General features: G+C 49.4%; 15 protein-coding genes. 7 read left to right on the forward strand and 8 right to left on the reverse strand.

The window, feature by feature from the left end:
* Nucleotides 1-76 precede the first annotated feature (76 nt).
* Both hrpB and mrcB read left to right on the forward strand, forming a co-directional pair.
* Nucleotides 77-2,542, forward strand: coding sequence for an ATP-dependent helicase HrpB (hrpB, locus tag CWE09_RS10405; protein ID WP_126803988.1), 2,466 nt, complete (start codon nucleotides 77-79; stop codon nucleotides 2,540-2,542).
* Nucleotides 2,539-4,812 (forward strand): penicillin-binding protein 1B, encoded by a 2,274-nt coding sequence (gene mrcB, locus CWE09_RS10410; RefSeq protein ID WP_126803989.1) that lies wholly within the window; start codon nucleotides 2,539-2,541, stop codon nucleotides 4,810-4,812. The genes hrpB and mrcB overlap by 4 nt, the downstream gene beginning before the upstream one ends.
* A 51-nt stretch (nucleotides 4,813-4,863) precedes the next feature.
* Here mrcB and CWE09_RS10415 read toward each other — a convergent pair whose 3' ends face one another.
* The 4 genes from CWE09_RS10415 to CWE09_RS10430 all read right to left on the reverse strand — a co-directional run bounded on the left by CWE09_RS10415 (nucleotide 4,864) and on the right by CWE09_RS10430 (nucleotide 9,488).
* Nucleotides 4,864-6,558, reverse strand: a complete 1,695-nt coding sequence (locus tag CWE09_RS10415) for an NAD-dependent malic enzyme (protein ID WP_126803990.1) — start codon at nucleotides 6,556-6,558, stop codon at nucleotides 4,864-4,866.
* A 127-nt stretch (nucleotides 6,559-6,685) separates the two neighbouring features.
* Nucleotides 6,686-7,966, reverse strand: a complete 1,281-nt coding sequence (hemL, locus tag CWE09_RS10420) for a glutamate-1-semialdehyde 2,1-aminomutase (protein ID WP_126803991.1) — start codon at nucleotides 7,964-7,966, stop codon at nucleotides 6,686-6,688.
* Nucleotides 7,967-7,975: 9 nt separating this feature from the next.
* The gene (locus tag CWE09_RS10425; RefSeq protein ID WP_198679758.1) at nucleotides 7,976-8,992 is read right to left on the reverse strand and encodes an aspartate carbamoyltransferase; all 1,017 of its coding nucleotides are present in this window, start codon (nucleotides 8,990-8,992) and stop codon (nucleotides 7,976-7,978) included.
* 52 nt (nucleotides 8,993-9,044) lie between these two features.
* A complete protein-coding gene (locus CWE09_RS10430; protein ID WP_126803992.1) occupies nucleotides 9,045-9,488 on the reverse strand; it encodes a CopD family protein in 444 nt (147 codons plus the stop codon).
* 62 nt (nucleotides 9,489-9,550) lie between these two features.
* Between CWE09_RS10430 and CWE09_RS10435 the strand changes: the two genes are divergently transcribed.
* The 4 genes from CWE09_RS10435 (at nucleotide 9,551) to pepQ (ending at nucleotide 12,661) form a co-directional block, all read left to right on the forward strand.
* Entirely contained in the window at nucleotides 9,551-10,258 is a 708-nt protein-coding gene (locus CWE09_RS10435) for a DUF6776 family protein (protein WP_126803993.1), read from the forward strand.
* A 41-nt stretch (nucleotides 10,259-10,299) separates the two neighbouring features.
* Entirely contained in the window at nucleotides 10,300-10,647 is a 348-nt protein-coding gene (gene erpA / locus CWE09_RS10440; RefSeq protein ID WP_133306980.1) for an iron-sulfur cluster insertion protein ErpA, read from the forward strand.
* Between the two features lie 253 nt (nucleotides 10,648-10,900).
* A complete protein-coding gene (locus tag CWE09_RS10445) occupies nucleotides 10,901-11,287 on the forward strand; it encodes a DUF3718 domain-containing protein (protein WP_126803995.1) in 387 nt (128 codons plus the stop codon).
* A gap of 69 nt (nucleotides 11,288-11,356) precedes the next feature.
* Nucleotides 11,357-12,661, forward strand: coding sequence for a Xaa-Pro dipeptidase (gene pepQ / locus CWE09_RS10450; RefSeq protein WP_126803996.1), 1,305 nt, complete (start codon nucleotides 11,357-11,359; stop codon nucleotides 12,659-12,661).
* A 54-nt stretch (nucleotides 12,662-12,715) separates the two neighbouring features.
* On the opposite strand, the gene CWE09_RS10455 is transcribed toward pepQ, so the two are convergent.
* Both CWE09_RS10455 and CWE09_RS10460 read right to left on the reverse strand, forming a co-directional pair.
* Nucleotides 12,716-13,819, reverse strand: coding sequence for an anhydro-N-acetylmuramic acid kinase (locus CWE09_RS10455; protein ID WP_126803997.1), 1,104 nt, complete (start codon nucleotides 13,817-13,819; stop codon nucleotides 12,716-12,718).
* The gene (locus CWE09_RS10460; protein ID WP_126803998.1) at nucleotides 13,812-15,110 is read right to left on the reverse strand and encodes a peptidoglycan DD-metalloendopeptidase family protein; all 1,299 of its coding nucleotides are present in this window, start codon (nucleotides 15,108-15,110) and stop codon (nucleotides 13,812-13,814) included. The genes CWE09_RS10455 and CWE09_RS10460 overlap by 8 nt, the downstream gene beginning before the upstream one ends.
* A 146-nt stretch (nucleotides 15,111-15,256) precedes the next feature.
* Between CWE09_RS10460 and tyrS the strand changes: the two genes are divergently transcribed.
* Complete coding sequence (gene tyrS / locus CWE09_RS10465) at nucleotides 15,257-16,462, forward strand: tyrosine--tRNA ligase (RefSeq protein ID WP_126803999.1); 1,206 nt, start codon at nucleotides 15,257-15,259, stop codon at nucleotides 16,460-16,462.
* Between the two features lie 61 nt (nucleotides 16,463-16,523).
* On the opposite strand, the gene CWE09_RS10470 is transcribed toward tyrS, so the two are convergent.
* Both CWE09_RS10470 and CWE09_RS10475 read right to left on the reverse strand, forming a co-directional pair.
* Nucleotides 16,524-18,524: a methyl-accepting chemotaxis protein gene (locus tag CWE09_RS10470; RefSeq protein ID WP_126804000.1), complete on the reverse strand. Its 2,001-nt coding sequence runs from the start codon at nucleotides 18,522-18,524 to the stop codon at nucleotides 16,524-16,526.
* Between the two features lie 89 nt (nucleotides 18,525-18,613).
* The gene (locus CWE09_RS10475; protein WP_126804001.1) at nucleotides 18,614-19,432 is read right to left on the reverse strand and encodes a symmetrical bis(5'-nucleosyl)-tetraphosphatase; all 819 of its coding nucleotides are present in this window, start codon (nucleotides 19,430-19,432) and stop codon (nucleotides 18,614-18,616) included.
* Nucleotides 19,433-19,439 lie beyond the last annotated feature (7 nt).

The following is a 19,439-nucleotide window of genomic DNA, read 5'->3' on the forward strand; positions in this document are numbered from 1 at the left end:
AGTCTTTGCATAAAAATTAAAAAGACCGTCACCTGCTTATCGGCACGTGGCGGTTTTTTTATGGCAAAATAGGTGTATGAAAGAACCCCAACAACTTCCTGTACTCGCCCTGCTTCCGGACCTGGTTAAACAGCTGGAAACTCAGGCGGTCGTTTTGCAAGCGCCTCCCGGTGCTGGCAAGTCAACCGCATTGCCTTTGTATCTGCTACAGAAAATGGCGACTCAGGGTCGTATCATACTGGTGCAGCCGCGGCGACTGGCCGCTGTTAGCATTGCGAATTTTCTTGCCCAGCAACTTAATCAGGAAGTGGGTCAGCAAATTGGTTATCAGGTACGGCAGCAGCGGCGGGCGGGGCCTGATACCCGCCTATTGGTAGTTACCGAGGGGATTCTGACCCGGATGCTACAAAGTGACCCTGAGTTGAGTGGAACTGACCTGGTCATTTTTGATGAGTTTCATGAACGTAATTTACATAGCGATTTAGGGCTGGCGTTATTTCTGGAAAGCCGCCAGTTGCGTCCTGAGCTTGGTTTGCTGGTCATGTCTGCTACGTTGCCGGCGCAGGCACTGGCGAGCTGGCTGCAACAGCAAAATATATCCTGTCATGTACTACAAAGCGAAGGCCGGCAATTTCCTGTGGAGATCTCCTATCAACCGCCTACGGCACAGCAACCCTGGTTGCAAAAAGCAGTGCAGGTTACTCAGCAGGCTATTGCCAGTGATTACCAGGGCATTCTGGTGTTTTTACCGGGTCAGGCTGAAATACGGAGGTTGCAGCAGCAACTACAGGGCAGCGCGGATCTACAGGTTTTTGCGTTGCACGGGGGCCTATCACTACAACAGCAGAACCAGGTGATAACCCCGTTGCCAGAAGGTCAGCGTAAGCTGGTATTGAGTACTAACATTGCCGAGACCAGCCTGACATTGCCTGGTATCGGCCTGGTTATTGACTGTGGTCGTGAGCGGCAGGCGCAGTATATTCCAAAGTATCGGCTGACTCGTTTAATTACCCGGCGCATTGCGCAGGCAGCGGCTACTCAGCGGGCCGGACGAGCCGGAAGAACCGGGCCAGGTGCCTGTATCCGGGTGTGGAGCGAAGATGACTGGCACAGTATGGCGGAGTACCGGCCAGCAGATATTGAGCAGCAGGATTTAACTGAACTTTTGTTGGAAGTCGCCGTATGGGGCAGCCGCGTTGAAGATATGGCCTGGTTTACCGCACCTAATTCAGGGCATTTGCAAAGTGCGAAAGACACCTTGCAGCAGATCGATGCGCTGGATGATCAGGGACAGGCAACAGCGTTAGGTAAACAATTAAGTGAGCTGGGCTCTGATTTGCGCGGTGCTTTGACCCTATTGAAATGCGAACAGCAACAAAGGCATTTATTACCCCTGGCTGCGTTGCTCGTTGCCAGTATTGAAGAACAGGAACAGCGTGATTTTCATGATGTGCACAGTGCATTGCAGGCGGTTGCAGCGACGCCACAGCGATGGCCCCGTACTCAACGCCGCTGGTTATACTGGTGCGCGCGACTCAAGATTAAAGCCCATATCGGTAAGTGGCAGGCCAGAGACCTTGCCTGGTTATTGTTGCAGATGTTCCCGGACCGGGTCGCTGCGAAGCGAGCTTCAGGCAAAGATTACCAGCTGGCAACGGGGGCGGGTCTGATTTGGGAGCGTGACTCCATGACGTCTGCTGACTGGTTGATAGTAGTGCAGGTTACCTTTAATGAGCGGCGCAGTGATGGCATTATCCGCCAGTTTTTACCCTTACATGAAGACTGGGCAGCCGCGTTACTGGGTGACCTAACCTCCGTCCATACCCTGGCGCGCTGGCGCAGCGATAAAGGGGGCCTGGAAAAAGTAGAGCAGTTGCGGCTGGGCGCTTTAGTCGTGTCAGAGCGGGCTCTGCCGGGTGAGATTAGCGCTGAACAGCGCGTTCAGGCATTGCTGAACGAAACCCAAACCCGCGGTCTGCAGATTTTTAACTGGGATGAAGCCAGTGCTCAGTTATTAAGGCGGCTGCGCATCTGGGCTGACCAACAGTCAGAGCTGGATGTGTCGGATGATTGGCTGCTGCAGAACCTGGATAGCTGGGCCGCGCCGTTCTGGCTGGCACTGCGCACACGGAGTGAATTGTCACAATGGCGGCCGCATAACGCATTGCGTCAGTTATTGTCTTATGCAGAGCAACAGCGCCTGGATCGGGAGCTGCCGACTCACTGGCATGCACCTAGTGGACGACAGCACAAAATTATTTATCAGCAGGATGGCGCCGCTGTGGTGGCGTTAAAATTACAGGAAGTTTTCGGAACACCGCAAACACCGCTTTTGGCGCAGGGCCAGCTGGCGCTGACTTTTGATTTATTATCCCCGGCGGGCCGCTTGCTGCAACGAACCCGGGATTTAGCCGCTTTTTGGCAGAATGCCTACCTGGAGGTTAAAAAAGAAATGCGCGGTCGTTATCCAAAGCACCCCTGGCCCGAAGACCCTGAGCAGGCGCAAGCCAGTCACTTGACAACAAGGGCGTTAAAACGATGAACAAGTGGTTAAGTTCCGCTGGTTGGCTGCTGCTTAAGCTCAGTCTGACAGGCGTTACAATTTTGTTTTTCTATAGTGTGTACCTGGACTCGGTAGTGACTGAGCGTTTTGAAGAAAACCGCTATCAGGCACCTGCTTTGCTGTATAGCCGTGCTTTGCAGATCTCTGATGACAAGCCACTACAGCAGGGGCAGGTGCTACGTGAGTTGCAAGCACTGAATTACCGACATACCCGTTATGCCCGCGAGCCCGGCGAATTTAATCTGCGCGATAATATGATATTGCTGCATCGGCGGGCTTTTGATTTTGCCGATGGTTTTGAGCCGAGCCAGCGTTTACGACTGCGCTTTGAAGATGAAGAATTGGCAGAAATACTGGCCTGGCCAACGCAACAGCCGTTAAGTGTAGCCCGACTGGAGCCGCAACTGATAGGTCGTTTTGCTGCTGACAGTGGAGAAGATCGCTTGTTGGTGAATCTGGAACAGGTACCTCAACTGATGCAGGATACTTTGTTGCTTGTTGAGGACCGCGATTTTTATCAGCATCGGGGCGTTAAGCCCAGTGCTATTCTCCGGGCAGCTTCAGCTAATCTGGCGGCGGGCCGGACGGTGCAGGGGGGAAGTACTCTTACTCAGCAGTTGATTAAAAATATGTATCTGACTCATGATCAGAATCTGCGGCGCAAGGCTAATGAAGCCATTATGGCTTTGATTCTGGATTATCGCTTTTCAAAAAATGAAATTCTGGAGGCCTATTTTAACGAAGTGTATTTCGGTCAGGATCGGGGTCATGCCATTCACGGTGTAGGTTTGGCCTCACAGTATTTCTTTGGCAAGTCAGTGGAAGACCTGACCCCCGCTGAAATCGCCCTGCTGGTGGGCATGGTAAAAGGTCCTTCTTTGTATGACCCAAGGCGCAGACCGCAACGAGCCAGTGCACGACGGGATCTAGTGCTGCGTCTCATGTACGAGAATGACCTTATCAACCAGCCTCAGTACCTGGCTGCTATTGAAGCACCTTTAGTCGGGCGGGAGAGCACCCGGCTGGTGGTTCGTGACCGACCGGACTACGTTGACCTGGTGCAGCGGGAATTGCGTCAGCTGGTGCCAGGCAAAGAATGGCAGCAGACCGGCTTACGTGTATTTACACATTATGACCCTTATCTGCAGGAATACGCGGAAGAGGCCTTACAGCGAGGTGTTGTGTCTTTGCAGGTGGCGGATATAGAAGGCGCTGTTGTGGTTGCCGACCATCAGCAGGGCGTGGTCAGAGCGCTGGCTGGCAGCATACATCCCAGTCAGGCCGGGTTCAATCGGGCGCTGACCGCGAGAAGACCCGTTGGTTCGCTGATTAAGCCCTTTACATACGCCCTGGCACTAGAGCAACCAGAACGTTATGAGCTGAATACTCTGTTGGATGACAGCGCTATCGTGGTGACGGATGAACGTGACCGGGAGTGGCAACCAGGCAATTTTGACGGTGAGTTTCGTGGTGATGTTACTCTTTATGAGAGTTTAGTTGATTCGCGCAACCTTCCGGCTATACGGGTGGGCCTGGATCTGGGGGTAGAAAAAGTGCGTGAACGTCTTTATAACTCAGGGCTGGATGAACCTACCCATGCTTATCCTTCATTATTGTTAGGTGCAGTTGATATGTCTCCGCTGGCCGTCACTCAACTTTACTCAGTACTGGCTAATCAGGGTGGGCAACAACGCTTAACCAGTATTCAGACGGTGACAACTCATTGGGGACATCCACTGTATCGGGCGCAACCTATGACGCAACAGGTCTACACGGAAGAAGCCAGCTATCTGACCAATTATGCATTACAGGGCGTTGTGCGCGAAGGTACCGGGCAGGCTCTGGGCAATACCCTGGGGCAGAGCGGTATTGCCGGAAAAACTGGCTCAACCAATAATTTACGTGACAGTTGGTTTGTCTCTTATGATAGTCGTCATGTGGTGACAGTATGGTTGGGCCGGGATGATAACCAGTCGGTAGGCCTGAGTGGTAGTCGTGGAGCACTGCCCGTCGCAGCAGAATACTGGCAGCAGGCTGGTGTCGAGAATATGCTGATGGCGCGGCCAGCAGGTCTAATACAAGGGGCTTTTAATAAGACCACTGGCGCAGCAGTTGATTTAAATTGCGAAGGCGCGCTGCTGCTACCGGTCAGGCATTATGAGCCGGGCCGCGACATTGATTGTGAGGGTGAAATTAAGGAGTCACCGGAAGAGGACGAAAAGTCCTGGTTTAAACGCATCTTTGGCTAAGATTTAAAATAGGCTAAGACTAAAAATGCGTTTAAAACCAGCAGTATGTTGTTAAATGCTGACGCGTTTGTAATCCCGGTATTCAGGCCGCCAGAAGTTTTTCTCGATACGTTCGCGCAGTACATCGTCTGAAACTTCAAGGGCATAACCCTGCTCCTGGGCTACTTTGCCCACAGCAAAGGCAATTTGTTTGCTCAGGTCAGCGATACCCGTGATCGGTGGCAACAGGTGTTCAGAAAGCCCCCGCGCTGCCGGCGATGATTCAGCCAGGGTCTGGCTGGCGGCCATCAGCATTTCATTGGTAATACGGGAAGAACGCACAGACAAAGCGCCCAGGCCGATGCCGGGGAAGATATAGCTGTTGTTGCACTGGGCTATGGGGTAGGTTTTACCCTCGTAATGGACTGGAGCGAAAGGACTGCCCGTAGCTATCATCACGTTGCCGCGAGTCCATTCAATGACTTGCTCTGGAGTAGCTTCGACATTGCGGGACGGGTTGCTGAGCGGAAAAATAATGGGCTGCGGGCAATTTTGCTGCATGGCACTAATGACCTGTTCAGTAAACAGGCCACTCTGGCCTGAAACTCCAATCAGTACTGTGGGTTTCGCACAGTACATAACGTCCAGCAGAGAAGCATACTCACCGCTGTATGACCAGTTCGCAACGGCATCTTCGGACTGTACAAGAGCTTGCTGAAAATCGCGCAAACCTGTCATACCTTCGGTCAACAAACCAAAGCGGTCAACCATGTACATCTGGCTGCGCGCCTGTTTATCACTGATGCCTTCAGCGGTCATCTGGTCAATGATTTGTTCGGCAATACCACAACCAGCAGAACCCGCGCCGACAAAAACGACGCGTTGGTCGGATAATTTCTGCTCTTTGCTTTTACAGGCTGCAAGCAGAGAGCCCACGGTTACTGCGGCAGTGCCTTGAATGTCATCGTTAAAACAGCAGATCTCGTCGCGGTAACGATTCAGAATAGGCATCGCGTTAGGTTGGGCAAAATCTTCGAATTGGATCATGGCTTCTGGCCAGCGGTGTCGTACAGACTGGATAAAGGTATCAACAAAGTTACTGTATTCTTCACCGCGAATCCGTTTATGGCGGGCGCCCATGTACATAGGATCGTTAAGCAGTTTTTCGTTATCCGTACCTACGTCGAGCATTACTGGGAGAGTGTACGCCGGGCTGATTCCACCACAGGCGGTATACAGAGATAACTTACCAATAGGGATTCCCATGCCGCCAATACCCTGGTCACCCAGGCCGAGTATGCGTTCTCCATCAGTAACTACGATAACTTTAACTTTGCCTTTGGTGGCATTGCGTAAAATGTCATCCATTTGGTCACGTTCAGCATAGGATATAAATAAGCCTCGTGAGCTGCGGTAAATATCCGAGAATTGTTCACAGGCGTCACCTACCGTAGGGGTGTAAATGATAGGCATCATTTCTTCCAGGTGGTCCTGCAACAGCCGGTAAAATACGGTTTCGTTATTATCCTGAATAGCACGCAGGTAGATATGTTTGTTAATAGGTGTGTCGAAGCTTGAATACTGTTTGTAAGCGCGACTCACCTGCTCTTCGATAGTTTCGTAGCGCGGTGGTAACAAACCGGTCAGATTAAAAGCGATGCGCTCGTCACGACTAAAAGCACTGCCTTTGTTGAGCAGAGGGGTTTCCAGTAACTTCGGGCCTGAGTGGGGAATATAGAGCGGATGCTTAACTTTTTTGTCTGTCATGAAATACCTTATCAAAGCCGGGGGAAATAACCAAAGGACACCGGCCAAATGATAGGCTTATGGCCTGCATGAAGCAAGCAGACCAGTGAGCTAACAGGCTGGGAATGTACCCAGCCTGTTGTGGTACTTATTTCAGACTGGCAAATGCCTGACGTGCGGCCTGCAGAGTTTCTTCAATATCAGTTTCGCTATGTGCCATCGACATGAAACCCGTTTCGAAGGCGCTTGGAGCGAGGTAGATACCACGTTTCAGCATTTCGTGATAAAAAGCTTTAAAGTGCTCCATATTACAGGCTGTGGCACCGGCAAAGCTGGTCACTTTCTCACTGGTGAAGAAAAATCCAAACATGCCGCCAACATGGTTAGTCGTCAGCGGAATGCCCGCTTCGTCTGCAGCTTCCTGCAAACCGTTGACCAGGGTTTCTACCCGTTGATTCATAACCTGATAAAGCCCGTGGTCCTGCAATGCTGTAAGCGCAGCCAAACCGGCTGCCATGGCTACAGGGTTGCCTGATAAGGTACCTGCCTGATAGACCGGACCAGTTGGAGCGATATGATCCATAATTTCCCGTTTACCGCCAAAGGCGCCGACAGGCATACCACCACCAATAACTTTACCCAGGCAGGTAAGGTCCGGAGTTACGCCGTAATATTCCTGAGCACCGCCAGGGGCAACCCGAAAGCCGGTCATAACTTCATCAAAGATAAGTACTGACTTATGCTGGTCACAGACATCACGCAAGGTTTGTAAAAAACCTTCAGCCGGAGGTATGCAGTTCATGTTACCGGCGACCGGCTCAACAATGATGCAGGCGATCTCATCGCCATAACGTTCGAATACGTCGCGGACTTCGTCAGGCTCATTAAAGCTTACTGTCAGCGTATGCTGCGCTAAATCTGCCGGTATGCCAGGTGAGTTTGGTGTGCCCAAAGTCAAAGCGCCGGAACCTGCCTTGACGAGTAGTGAGTCGACATGGCCGTGATAACAGCCTTCGAATTTGAGAATTTTATCGCGGCCAGTATAACCCCGGGCCAGACGAATGGCGCTCATGGTCGCTTCGGTACCGGAGTTAACCATGCGTACTTTTTCTATCGAAGGTACTATCTCAATAATTTTTTCAGCCATGGTCACTTCAATAGCGGTAGGCGTACCAAAACTCAGGCCTCGTTCAGCCGCTTCAATAGCGGCATCGCGTATTTCCGGATGGTTATGGCCGAGAATCATAGGTCCCCAGGAGCCGACGTAATCAACGTAGCGATTACCATCAACATCAAACATGTAGGCGCCATTGGCCCGTTCAAAGAACAAAGGACTGCCGCCCACACCATTAAATGCGCGAACCGGCGAGTTTACGCCACCGGGGATACTGTGCTGAGCCTGAGAAAATAATTCGCTTGAGCGAGACATAGATACCTCTTATATGTTTGCTTTATCACTGTGCCAGATAACGTCAGTTTCATATTTCTGCAGTAGATCCTCAACACCGAGGGTCAGTGCAAAAAGTGCCATACGGATTAACACACCATTATCGGCCTGACGGAAAATAGCCAGGTTAGGATTCTGGTTTAAGTCATTATCCAGCTCATTAGCTTCAGCACGAGAATCGCGCGGTAGCGGATGCATGATGACAGTATTTGGTTTGTAGTGACGAGTATAGATTTCATTGTTTAAACGGAATTTACCGCGATATTGATCAGCTTCTTCTGCTGTAGCGAAACGTTCTTGCTGAATGCGGGTCTGATAGACGATGTCCGCATCCATAGAACCTTCGATATGTTCGGTAATATGGACCTTGTGGCCAGCGCTATCCAGCATACTTAAAATATCGTCAGGCATGCTAAGTTCACGGGGCGAAATCAGCGTGAAACGCACGTTGCTGTACATGCTCAGTAATTTGGATAAGGAGTGCACTGTACGACCATATTTGAGGTCACCCACCATGCAGATGTGCATGCCATCGATGCCGAGCTTGTTGTGTTCGAGCTCTTTTTTGATGGTATATAAATCCAGTAATGCCTGGGTAGGATGTTCGTTGGCCCCGTCACCACCATTAATGACCGGTACCCGGCTGCCTTCAGCGAACTCCGCAACGGAACCTGCTTTGGGATGACGCATAGCGATTATATCGCTGTAACTGGAAAGCACTCGGGCGGTGTCATATAAGGACTCACCTTTAGCAATCGCCGAGCTTTCCATACCCGTGGTTTCACGGACTTCGCCGCCGAGCAGGTTAAAAGCGGTACCAAAGCTGACCCGGGTGCGTGTTGAGGGTTCGAAGAACAGATTGCCCAGAATAGCGCCGTCGAGGACTCGGGTACGTTTTTTTCGGTGAGCGTAGGGTTGCATCTGATCAGCGATTGCAAAAATTCGCGCGATGGAGTCTGGGTCAAACTGTTTGACCGAGAGAATATCGGCGCCTGTAAAGTGCATCATGCGGTGGTCCCCAATGTGAATGGCAGTTGGCGTTGCATGATAGCAGATTAACTTATGGCTTAACCACAGCCAGGATTATAATTGCAAACAGTAAGAGTACCGGAATTTCATTAAAAACCCGATACCAGCGACTGCTGCGGGTATTTAAATCGTTGCGGAAGTCGGCAAGCAGCTTGAAGCAATAAATATGGTAAAGATATAGCAAAGCGACTAACACGAATTTTATATGTAGCCACAGGGGCAGATTAGACAATGCTACGCCCCACGCGTATAAAATTCCCAAACCAAAAATTAAAGTTAACAGGGCAAAAGGTGTTACGAAAAAGAGTAGCCGCCGTTCCATGACCTTAAAAAGTTCATGTACATCATGCTTATGGTTCTCAGCATGATAAACAAACAGCCGGGGCAGATAAAAAATACCGGCAAACCAGGCCACCATAAAACTGATATGCAGTGCTTTAAGCCAGTCAGTATGTAGGAGCAGGAATTCCTTCATGGTACACTTCGTTTCAGGTAGTCATTAGAATTGCTATGTAGCATAACACAGGTATTAAGTTAGTGAGTTTTTCTAAAATGCGGCAACGCACAGGACGTTTAAAGTTCACCCTGACGGTGGCGGCGGTGGCAGCCGTGTGTATCTGGTTAGGGTACATACTGGGTAACGCTCGTTTGAGTTGGCTGGAAGGGCAATATGCTTCCCAGCAGGACCGCATACAAAGATTGCAACAAACGATAGAACAGCTTGAATATAGAATTAATATTCTGCAGGTTGAGCTGGATGTAGAGAGGGTGGCAACGACGACCTTGCAGCAGGACTTAAGATCCGCGCAGAGTGAAAAATCAGGGGTACGCCGGGAGCTGGCATTTTATCAGCGGGTAATGGCACCGGAACTGGATGCTGAAGGTGTTACTATTGACTCCCTGGTAGTATCGCCCAGTGGACCAGGTATTTATCATTTTCGTTTGATCCTGGTTCAGATTGAGCGAGCTCAGCAGCAGTTGGCGCAGGGGTCTGTATCGATAACCTTGCGAGGTCGGGAACAGGGCAGCCCAAAAGAGCTGGATTTATTTGAACTGGCCAATAAAGATGATTCAGCGCGGACCTTTGCGATGAACTATTTTACTCGTCTTGATGGAAGTTTTAAGCTGCCTGCTGAAATAGAGCCTGAATCTATCGTAGTTCAGGTGCGAACTCGCACTGGTGGACGCACAGAGCGTCGTTTCCAGTGGGGCGACTTGATAGATCTGGTTGATGAGTCTGAATGAGTAAATGAGAATAACCATTCTTAATGTCCGGAGGTAACGACATGAGTGCAGTTGAACAGGCTTTGCCGATTGAATTTAGTGAAACAGCAGCGCTGAAAGTGAAAACTTTAATTGCTGAAGAAGAAAATGACGCATTAAAATTGCGCGTATTTGTTACCGGCGGTGGTTGTTCGGGCTTTCAGTATGGCTTTTCTTTTGAAGAAAGCGTCAACCCCGGAGATATGGAAATTCAGAAAGAAGGGGTAACTTTAGTGGTCGACCCTATGAGTTTACAATACCTGGTCGGGGGAATTGTTGATTATGAAGAAGGGCTTCAGGGCGCGCGTTTTTTTGTTAATAATCCGAATGCGACAACTACCTGCGGATGCGGGGCTTCATTCGCCGTGTAAAAACCATACCACTAGTTTAGTTAGTTAACATTCTGCTTCGTTACGCCAGCGCTTTACATCGCTGGCGTTTTTGTTTTCAGGTCTGGAGTCAGGTTTAAAAACGCTCATTGGCAAGGTGATGATTTAACAAAATCACTACACGGTTATTCTTGCCTTTAGAGTGACAAAGCGCAAAAATCAGACGCAATAGATTATTGTTTTTGCCAATATAAGTAGTTGGCGTAGCCCTATACTGCGCCTAAGAGGAGTTTTGATGAAAAAGTTAGCCATGGTTGTTGCAGCCAGCAGTGTCCTTTTATCTGCTACCAGTTTGACAGCAGTTGCAAATGACAGCATTGCGGAAGGTTTATGTACTGCCATTAGTGCTGATGATCGTCAGCGTTTGCGCACTATTTTGAGCAATCATAACATGCGTGTCCGTAACATTTACACTTCGATTCGATGCAATAATTACAGCATGCTGCAATTTGCCATTACTGCGGAAGCAGAGCAGGTTGGAGAGATGCTCACCCGTCAGCTGCCAGCAAGCGTGATCGACGACGATACGGTAAATGGTGAACATATACTGAGTTGGGCTGAATCTACCGGTTACGGTTCATCCGCTGTGGTTGCTGCTGTGCGAAACCGTATCTCTGATTGATGGTCGTCATGCAGAATGCCGCTTTTTTTGTTAGACTGCGGCATTACTTACAGACTATTTGAGGTGGTTATGGGAGATTATGCAGAGCATATAGAAAGGGTAAAACAACGCTTTGATGCGGCATTAGCACAGACTGGGCATGCAGCAGCACTGATCTACTCGGGTCAGCCCCGTGTGGCTTTCCTCGATGACAACCCTTACCCATTTCGAGTCAACCCTATGTTCAAGTACTGGTTGCCGATCACGGATAGTCCTAAAAGTTTTATTTATTACGAAGCGGGCAGTAAACCCACGCTTTATTTGTTTTGTGCCAAAGATTTCTGGCACGCCCCGGTGAATATAGCGCCTGGCGATTGGCAGGACCATGTTGAGCTTAAAGTTGTTGATAACCTGGCTCAGGTGCGGTCGGATTTAGGTGATAAACTGCAACATGCCGCTTTCATTGGAGAAGATTTTGAGCCCATGAAAAGCTGGCACCTGGGGGCCGTTAATCCTGAGCCTTTGATTGATGTATTGCATTATCAACGTGCTGAAAAAACTGACTATGAAGTTGAATGCCTGCGTAAAGCTAATCGCCTGGGAGCACGGGCTCATATTGCTGCCCGCGATGCTTTTTATGCCGGTGCAAGTGAGATAGAAATCCAGCATGCTTACCTCAATGCGATAAAGTTTCGTGAGCAGGAAGTCCCCTATAACAGTATTATTGCGCTGAATGAACATTCGTCTATTTTGCACTACGATGTTTACGAGCGCTCGGCACCTTCAGAATCCCGCTCTTTCCTAATTGATGCTGGCGCAACCTACAATGGGTACTGTTCTGATATCACCAGGACTTATGCGGCGCAGAAGTCAGGCTTTTATGCCGAGTTGGTCGAGGCGGTAGATAACGCAGAGCAGGCGATCATAGCAGAGATTAAACCTGGCGTTTCTTATTATGACCTGCATGTCAGCATGCATCATAAAATTGCTAAAATTCTGTCCGACTTTAATTTCTTTAAAATCAGTCCGGAAGAAATTTATCAGCGTGGTTACACCAATGCGTTTTTCCCGCATGGTTTGGGTCACTATATAGGTTTGCAGGTGCATGATGTAGGTGGCTACCTGAAGAATCCGCAAGGCGATAAATTTGAGCGTGACGCCCGTCACCCTTTTCTTCGCTTGATGAGAAAGGTCGAGGTTGGACAAGTATTTACCATTGAACCTGGTCTTTACGTGGTCGATCAGTTATTGCAGGATTTTGAAGGCAATGACGACTTCAACTGGACACGCATTGCTGAGTTACGGCCCTTCGGTGGTGTGCGCGTTGAAGACAGTGTGTATGTAGGTGAGCATGGTGTTGAAAATCTGACGCGCGATGCATTTGCCAACAACTAATCTGGTTGTTGAGACTCAATTGTAAAAAGCCCCGGTAACGGGGCTTTTTACTTTTTACTTTGCAGGGTATAGAGCGCCAAGAATGGCGGGACGACTGGCGCCAGTGACCGACGGCAGATTGCCCGGGCGTTGCTGTTCATAACACCAGGCCAACCAGGCAAAAGCCATTGCTTCGACCCAGTCAGGGTCGACTCCCAAAGCTTGCGTACTGGTAAAGCTGATAGTTGGCATGAGCGCTTTGAGGCGATCCAACAACAGTTGGTTGTGTACTCCGCCACCACAGACGTAGCAGGCTGTAGCGCTGTATTGGAGTAGGCCTAAGCGAATGCTTGCAGCAGTAAACTCAGCCAAAGTACGTTGTACATTGGTAGCCTTCAAGGACCCTGAATTTGCAAGGTGTTCATTTAGCCATTTGGGGCTAAAGTACTCCCGCCCGGTGCTTTTAGGTGCTGGTTGTTGGAAGTAGGGGTCAGTAAGTAGCCGCTGTAATAGGGGTTTATTTAACTCTCCCTGACGTCCCCAGTCTCCGTTAGCATCAAAAGAGCCTGGATTATGCTGGCTATACCAATAATCAAGCAGGCAGTTACCCGGGCCACTATCAAAACCCTGCACAGGGCCCTGCTGGGGTAAATAGCTAAGGTTGGCAATACCGCCGATATTGAGTACAGCGCGGTTTTCCTGCTGATCATTGAATACATGATGATGGAAAGCTGGTGCCAGAGGAGCTCCCTGACCGCCCAATGCAATATCTTTTTGCCGGAAGCCAGCAATCACGTTAATTCCGGTTTCTGCAGCTAAGGTAGCTGGACAGCCAAGCTGCAAGCTGAAGGGAGTCACCCGTTCCGGGTAATGGCGTACGGTTTGACCGTGACTGCCAATAGCCCGTATTTGACTACTTTTAATACCTTGCTGGCGGAGTAGCTGGTTAACTGCATTGGCACAGAACAAGGCAAATTCACGATCACAGTGACCATAGTGAATGAGCTCATTTTCATGTACCTGAGTTAGCTGGAAAAGGCTTTTTTTAAGAAGAGTTGGTAAAGGCTGGTGGTCAGTGCAAACGAGTTTGGGCTGACCACGTTCATCAAACTGGGTAAGGGCGATGTCCAGCCCATCTAAACTGGTACCGGACATTAAACCCAGGTAATAATTAGTCATTCATCGCCAGCATAATACGGCGCTGACTTTCCAGTTTCGCTAATCGTTGTTCAGCGATTACTTTGAAGTCAGGCATTTTATCCGGATCTAAAGATTCAGCGGCAGGCAGGTCTACCGTGCGCGGATTACGATGTACGCCGTCGACCAGGAATTCATAATGCAAGTGGGGGCCGGTCACCCGTCCTGTGGCTCCAACAGTGCCGATAGTCTGACCCTGGCGAACCCGAGCGCCTTGCTGCACGTGACGACGGTTCAGGTGCAGGTACTTGGTTATGTAACGTTCACCATGCTGAATAAAGATATAGTTACCATTGAGGTCGTTGTAGCCGCTACGAATGACACGGCCGTCTCCGGAAGCCATAACAGGGGTGCCGACAGCCGCAGCGTAATCGATGCCGTTGTGGGGTCTTACACGGCCAGTGACTGGGTGCGTGCGCCGAGGATTAAAATCTGAACTAACGCGGTTAAAGCTGACGGGTGCGCGCAGGAAACTCTGGCGCATATTTTTACCTTCGGGCGTGTAATAATCGCCGTTTTCATGGCGTACGGCCTGGAAGTTATCACCCTGATTTTCAAATTCAGCGGCGACAATGCGGCCGTAGCCTGCAAATTCACCATCAATGTAGCGTTGTTCATAAAGTACGCTGAAGTTGTCGCCGGGACGAATATCCAGTGCGAAGTCGATATCCCAGCCGAAGAGTTCAGCCAGGCTCATAATCTGGCCCTGAGTTAAACCAGCCTGCACACCTGCGTTCCAAAAACTGCTGGTAATGGTTGCGTTAGCAAAGCCCAGACGCACTTCAAATTCTTTACTTTCCCGTTCGCTATAGAAACGGCCTTCTTCGTCGCGAGTAATTAAAAAGGTATCCAGTTCATTCAGCTCGTACAACACCTGCACCAGTTCACCGTCTTCGTTATTGGCGAAGCGAAGAGTATTGCCGGGGTGGATACGGCGTAAAATAGTATCAGCGTCTTCAGCTTGTGTTACCCGGTGTAGTTCCTGAGCGGAGAAGCCCAGACGCTGAAAAATGCGCGCCATGCTGTCGCCAGAGCGGACTTCATAATTCTGCCACTCAATATCTGCGCCAAGCTCTTGCTCAGCAAGCTCCGCTTCATGCAGTTGGAGCTCAAGCTGGTAGCGTTTGCCCAGTTCAATTTCATCCACATCTGAAGTATTGCGAGAGGCACTAGCCTGCTCCGATGGTAGCAACGCGATGATCAACAGAAGCCCAAGCAATAGCGCGATAACAATGCGGTGTTGTCGGGGCAGGTGATGAATAAATTGTGTCATGAGATGAACCTTTAGACTACTTTAGCTTTAGCGCGCAATAAGCTTTTTTTCAAAGCTTCGTATAGTTGCTTACCAGAATGCTTAAAAGCCAGGCAAAAATCAAGTAGAATGCGCTGTTTGCCATTGGTCGAGCGCGAGGAAAGTAAATGAAAGGTAAGCAAGCTGAGTTTGGAATAGCCGATCTGCTACGCGGAGTCGACGAGGTTTTACTACAGGATGAACTGGAGAAAAAGCTGAAAAGCGGTAAAACTTTGACAGTAAAAGCGGGCTTTGATCCTACAGCTCCAGACTTGCATTTAGGTCATACCGTGTTGATTAACAAGCTGAAAATACTTCAGCAAATGGGTCATAAAGTGATCTTCCTGATTGGTGATTTCACCGGGATGATTGGTGATCCTACAGGTAAGAATGTAACGCGTAAGCCTCTATCCAGAGAGGATGTGCTGGCGAATGCAGAAACTTATAAAAGCCAGGTATTTAAAATTCTGGATGAGAAAAAAACTGAAGTTCGCTTTAACAGCGAATGGATGAATAAACTGGGCGCGGATGGTCTGATCAAGCTGGCTGCCAGTCATACTGTTGCCCGAATGTTAGAGCGCGATGATTTTAAAAAGCGTTATCAGGGGGGGCAACCGATTGCTATTCATGAATTTCTTTACCCCTTGATACAGGGCTGGGACTCGGTGGAGCTCAAAGCGGATATTGAGATGGGCGGCACCGATCAGCGTTTTAACCTCTTGATGGGGCGTGAGCTGCAAAAAGAAAATGGGCAGGTTCCACAAACAGTCATTACCGTACCTCTGCTGGAAGGCCTGGACGGTGTTCAGAAAATGTCTAAGTCGTTAGGCAATTACATCGGCATTACCGATAAAGCGAACGATATGTTCGGTAAAGTCATGTCGGTGTCTGACGATTTGATGTGGCGTTATTTTGATTTACTCAGCTTCCGCCCGACCGACGAGATCAAAGCGCTTAAGCAGCAGGTAGCCGATGGCACTAACCCCCGGGATATTAAAATCATACTGGCGAAAGAACTGATTGCGCGTTTTCATGATGAAGCGGCCGCAGCGGCCGCAGAGCAGGATTTTATCCAGCGCTTTCAGAAGAATGCAGTGCCGGATGATATGGATGAAATCAGTCTGCAATTGGAAGAGGCGCAGCTAGGTTTGCCCAGCGTGCTTAAAAATGCAGGTCTGGTGACTTCTACCTCGGAAGCCATGCGTATGATAAAACAGAATGCGGTTAAGGTGGATGGCGAGCGGATCGCCGATACTAAGCACCGTTGTGAGCCAGGTAGTGAAGCTGTGTATCAGGTGGGTAAGAGAAGGTTCGCTAAAATCAGCATCAACTAGAAACTGATGCGGGTAATTAAAAAGGGGCCTTGAGGCCCCTTTTTTGCAACTTAAACAAGCTTTACAGACGGAAGCTTTTCACTGAATCCTGCATCTCGGCAGAGAGTTTAGCGACTTCGTCACTAGCTTCAGAAGTTTGTTTCGCACCTAGTTCAGCTTGCTCAGCAATAGAGACAATAGCCTCCAGTTTTTCGCTGATATCCTGTGCGGTAGCACTTTGCTGCTCCGCTGCAGCGGCGATTTGAGTACTACTGTCAGACGCCTGGTGGACTGAGTCAGTAATGCCCTGCAAGGCAGCGGCCGCTTCGTCGGTTTGAGTTACGCAGGTTTCGGCTTGAGTGCGGCCTCGTTCCATCACACTTACGGCGCGACTGGAATCACTTTGCAGACGCTCAATCATTTCCTGAATTTCTTCGGTGGACTGTTGAGTGCGGCTGGCAAGGGTACGAACTTCATCCGCAACCACCGCAAAACCGCGACCTTGTTCACCGGCACGAGCGGCCTCAATGGCGGCGTTAAGTGCCAGCAGGTTGGTTTGTTCGGCAATGCCACGAATTACATCCAGAATACCGCCGATATTGGAGCTGTTTTCTGAGAGCTGGTTAATAACTTCAGAAGCATGCTGAATTTCCCGGGCCAGCTCTTCGATAGTGCGTTTATTTTCATCTGAAATAGCCCGTACCCGAGTGGCTTCTTCATCGGAATGCTGAATTTCACGTAAAGCCTGAGCCGCTCCACTCGCCATTTCCGTCGAAGTGTTGCTCATTTCCTGCGTCGCGGTGGCAACCTGCTCAACCTGGGAACGCTGTTCCTGCATTGAATTACGCGATTCAGCGGAAATGCCGGAGGACTCTTCAGCCGCCGTAGCCAATTGCGTAGAGCGATTGGCAATACCTTCAATTAACTGACGCAGGTTGGCGATCAACTTATTGATGTTCCGCGATAACTCACCAAACTCATCTTTAGCACTGTCATCTAAGCGACCTGTCAGGTCACCATTTGCCAGGGTGTTGAGCATTTCGTTGACGTCAGCCAGAGGACGGCTGATAGAGCGTACTGCCAGATAGCCTATACCTACTGCAAACAGGATAGAGAGCACAGTCAGCACACCATTTAATATGCCACTGCGACTAATCGCGTCTGCTGCCTGCTCCTGAGTTCTATCCGCCATGCCCTGAACCTGAGTTTGCAGGTTAGCAATCTGATTCAGAATGTTCTGCATGGAATCATTGTTGTCAGTTAATAAAGTTTCGGCATCTTCGCGGGCCTGTAAGCGTTGTTCAATGATTTCAACTAAGGAGTCGGAACTTCCTACCAGGCTATTCGTCGCGTTCTCTACGTTGTCCTGTACCTCGGCGATGATGGCTCGGCCCTGGCCAAGATCGATGACGGTTTGTAAACGTTCTTCAGTGGTGCTGACGGCAACTTCAATTTCACTGCGAATAATGTCAGCACGGCCCAGGTCGTCTACTGAAGACATATCGTATGCAAGCGTAACCAGAGTATTAAGCGTGTTCTCCAGTTGGCCAGCCTGATTATAAAGTTCGTTGGGAATGCCTTCTTCGTCAGTTAGATCGAGTAACAGCATGGCCGCATCGTCAGAAGAAAATTCTACCTGACTGAGGGCGGAGTCACGGTCATTGGCAAGCTGGAGGTAGAGCAGCTGATACTCGAAAATTTGTCCGATCTGACTCAGGAAACTTTCTATATTAGAGGTTACCTCATCAATGTTAGTAGTTTGCTCGCTTTGCCGCATGCTTCGTTGCAGCGCTGAAGTGAGCTCCTTCAGATTTTCGTTGGATTCGCGGAAATTCTGTTGGTTGGTTTCAACCTGAGAAATACTCTGACTATGAAAAGTTTCAAGCTGACTGTTAGATAGTTGCAACAGTTCTGTCTGTATGTCGGTAACCCCCATCAAAGCCGGAATCGCCACTTCATTTACTTCTTCACTGGACTTACCAATAGCGTTCAGACTTATAAATGAATTTAAACTGATAATCAGCAAAAGCAAAGTAATAATGGCAAACCCGCCAATTACCCGCGCTGCGACGGTTAACCTCATGACATTCTCCTAATGCAAACCTGATATATGCTTATTTTATGAGAGCACTATAACTAAATTATAAGCATTTGGAAATTGCATTGATCTTATTAATCGGCTAAAGCGTCCTGTTGGTAGTAATAATTATTCTCATAATCCCAAAGGGTGAGCTTATTTCCCCATACACAGCCAGTATCCAAAGCAACGATATCTTTTCGCTGACTATCTCCATTTAGCGCGGCCCAGTGTCCGAAAGCTATTGTAGTTGCGCTCTCGGGCCAGATTTTAAACCAGGGTTTAATAGTTTCAGGTGCCTCAGCGGGAGGGGCTTTGCAGTCCAGGTCGAGTATTACTTTTTGCTGCTGTTGACGACAAAAGCGCATGCGGGTAAATGCATTAACAATAAAACGGAAGCGTTCAGAGCCCTGTAGTCCGTCATCCCAGGTATCCGGCTGATTACTGTACATGTCCCTTAAAAAGGGGACAAATTGCTCGCTTTGCAGCACCAGGCTAGCTTCGTCTGCCAGTTGCTGTGCCTGGTGGAGCGACCAGCCCGGATAAATGCCTGCATGAGCCATTGCCAGAGGGGCACTTGGGTGCTGTAGCATTAACGGCTGCTGACGTAACCAGTCAATCCAGTAATGGCGTTGAGAGCTATTGAGTATGGTTTCGGTATTGTCTTTAGGGTTGGCTGGCTTTACACCACAAAGCACGCTCAGAAGATTGAGGTCATGATTGCCGGATACACATTGAAAAGCGCTGCCCAGGCTGTCTACTAGCTGTAAAACTTCTAACGGTTGCGGACCCCGGCCGATTAGATCCCCTACTGACCAAAGCTGATCATGGGCAGGGTTGAAACTGACCTGGCTGAGCAACATTTCGAATTCTCGCGCGCAACCGTGAATGTCACCAACCAGATAAAGCGCCATGAGATAC

Origin of the sequence: Aliidiomarina minuta, assembly GCF_003987145.1 — a bacterium.
In the GTDB taxonomy this organism is placed as follows: domain Bacteria; phylum Pseudomonadota; class Gammaproteobacteria; order Enterobacterales; family Alteromonadaceae; genus Aliidiomarina; species Aliidiomarina minuta.

Excerpts from the sequence above, each read along its gene's own strand:
- CWE09_RS10445 (WP_126803995.1), top strand. The coding sequence starts at position 10,901 with ATGAAAAAGTTAGCCATGGTTGTTGCAGCCAGCAGTGTCCTTTTATCT.
- CWE09_RS10425 (WP_198679758.1), bottom strand. The coding sequence starts at position 8,992 with ATGATGCACTTTACAGGCGCCGATATTCTCTCGGTCAAACAGTTTGAC.
- mrcB (WP_126803989.1), top strand. The coding sequence starts at position 2,539 with ATGAACAAGTGGTTAAGTTCCGCTGGTTGGCTGCTGCTTAAGCTCAGT.
- CWE09_RS10415 (WP_126803990.1), bottom strand. The coding sequence starts at position 6,558 with ATGACAGACAAAAAAGTTAAGCATCCGCTCTATATTCCCCACTCAGGC.
- CWE09_RS10470 (WP_126804000.1), bottom strand. The coding sequence starts at position 18,524 with ATGAGGTTAACCGTCGCAGCGCGGGTAATTGGCGGGTTTGCCATTATT.
- CWE09_RS10430 (WP_126803992.1), bottom strand. The coding sequence starts at position 9,488 with ATGAAGGAATTCCTGCTCCTACATACTGACTGGCTTAAAGCACTGCAT.
- CWE09_RS10475 (WP_126804001.1), bottom strand. The coding sequence starts at position 19,432 with ATGGCGCTTTATCTGGTTGGTGACATTCACGGTTGCGCGCGAGAATTC.
- erpA (WP_133306980.1), top strand. The coding sequence starts at position 10,300 with ATGAGTGCAGTTGAACAGGCTTTGCCGATTGAATTTAGTGAAACAGCA.
- CWE09_RS10455 (WP_126803997.1), bottom strand. The coding sequence starts at position 13,819 with ATGACTAATTATTACCTGGGTTTAATGTCCGGTACCAGTTTAGATGGG.
- CWE09_RS10460 (WP_126803998.1), bottom strand. The coding sequence starts at position 15,110 with ATGACACAATTTATTCATCACCTGCCCCGACAACACCGCATTGTTATC.
- tyrS (WP_126803999.1), top strand. The coding sequence starts at position 15,257 with ATGAAAGGTAAGCAAGCTGAGTTTGGAATAGCCGATCTGCTACGCGGA.
- pepQ (WP_126803996.1), top strand. The coding sequence starts at position 11,357 with ATGGGAGATTATGCAGAGCATATAGAAAGGGTAAAACAACGCTTTGAT.
- hemL (WP_126803991.1), bottom strand. The coding sequence starts at position 7,966 with ATGTCTCGCTCAAGCGAATTATTTTCTCAGGCTCAGCACAGTATCCCC.
- hrpB (WP_126803988.1), top strand. The coding sequence starts at position 77 with ATGAAAGAACCCCAACAACTTCCTGTACTCGCCCTGCTTCCGGACCTG.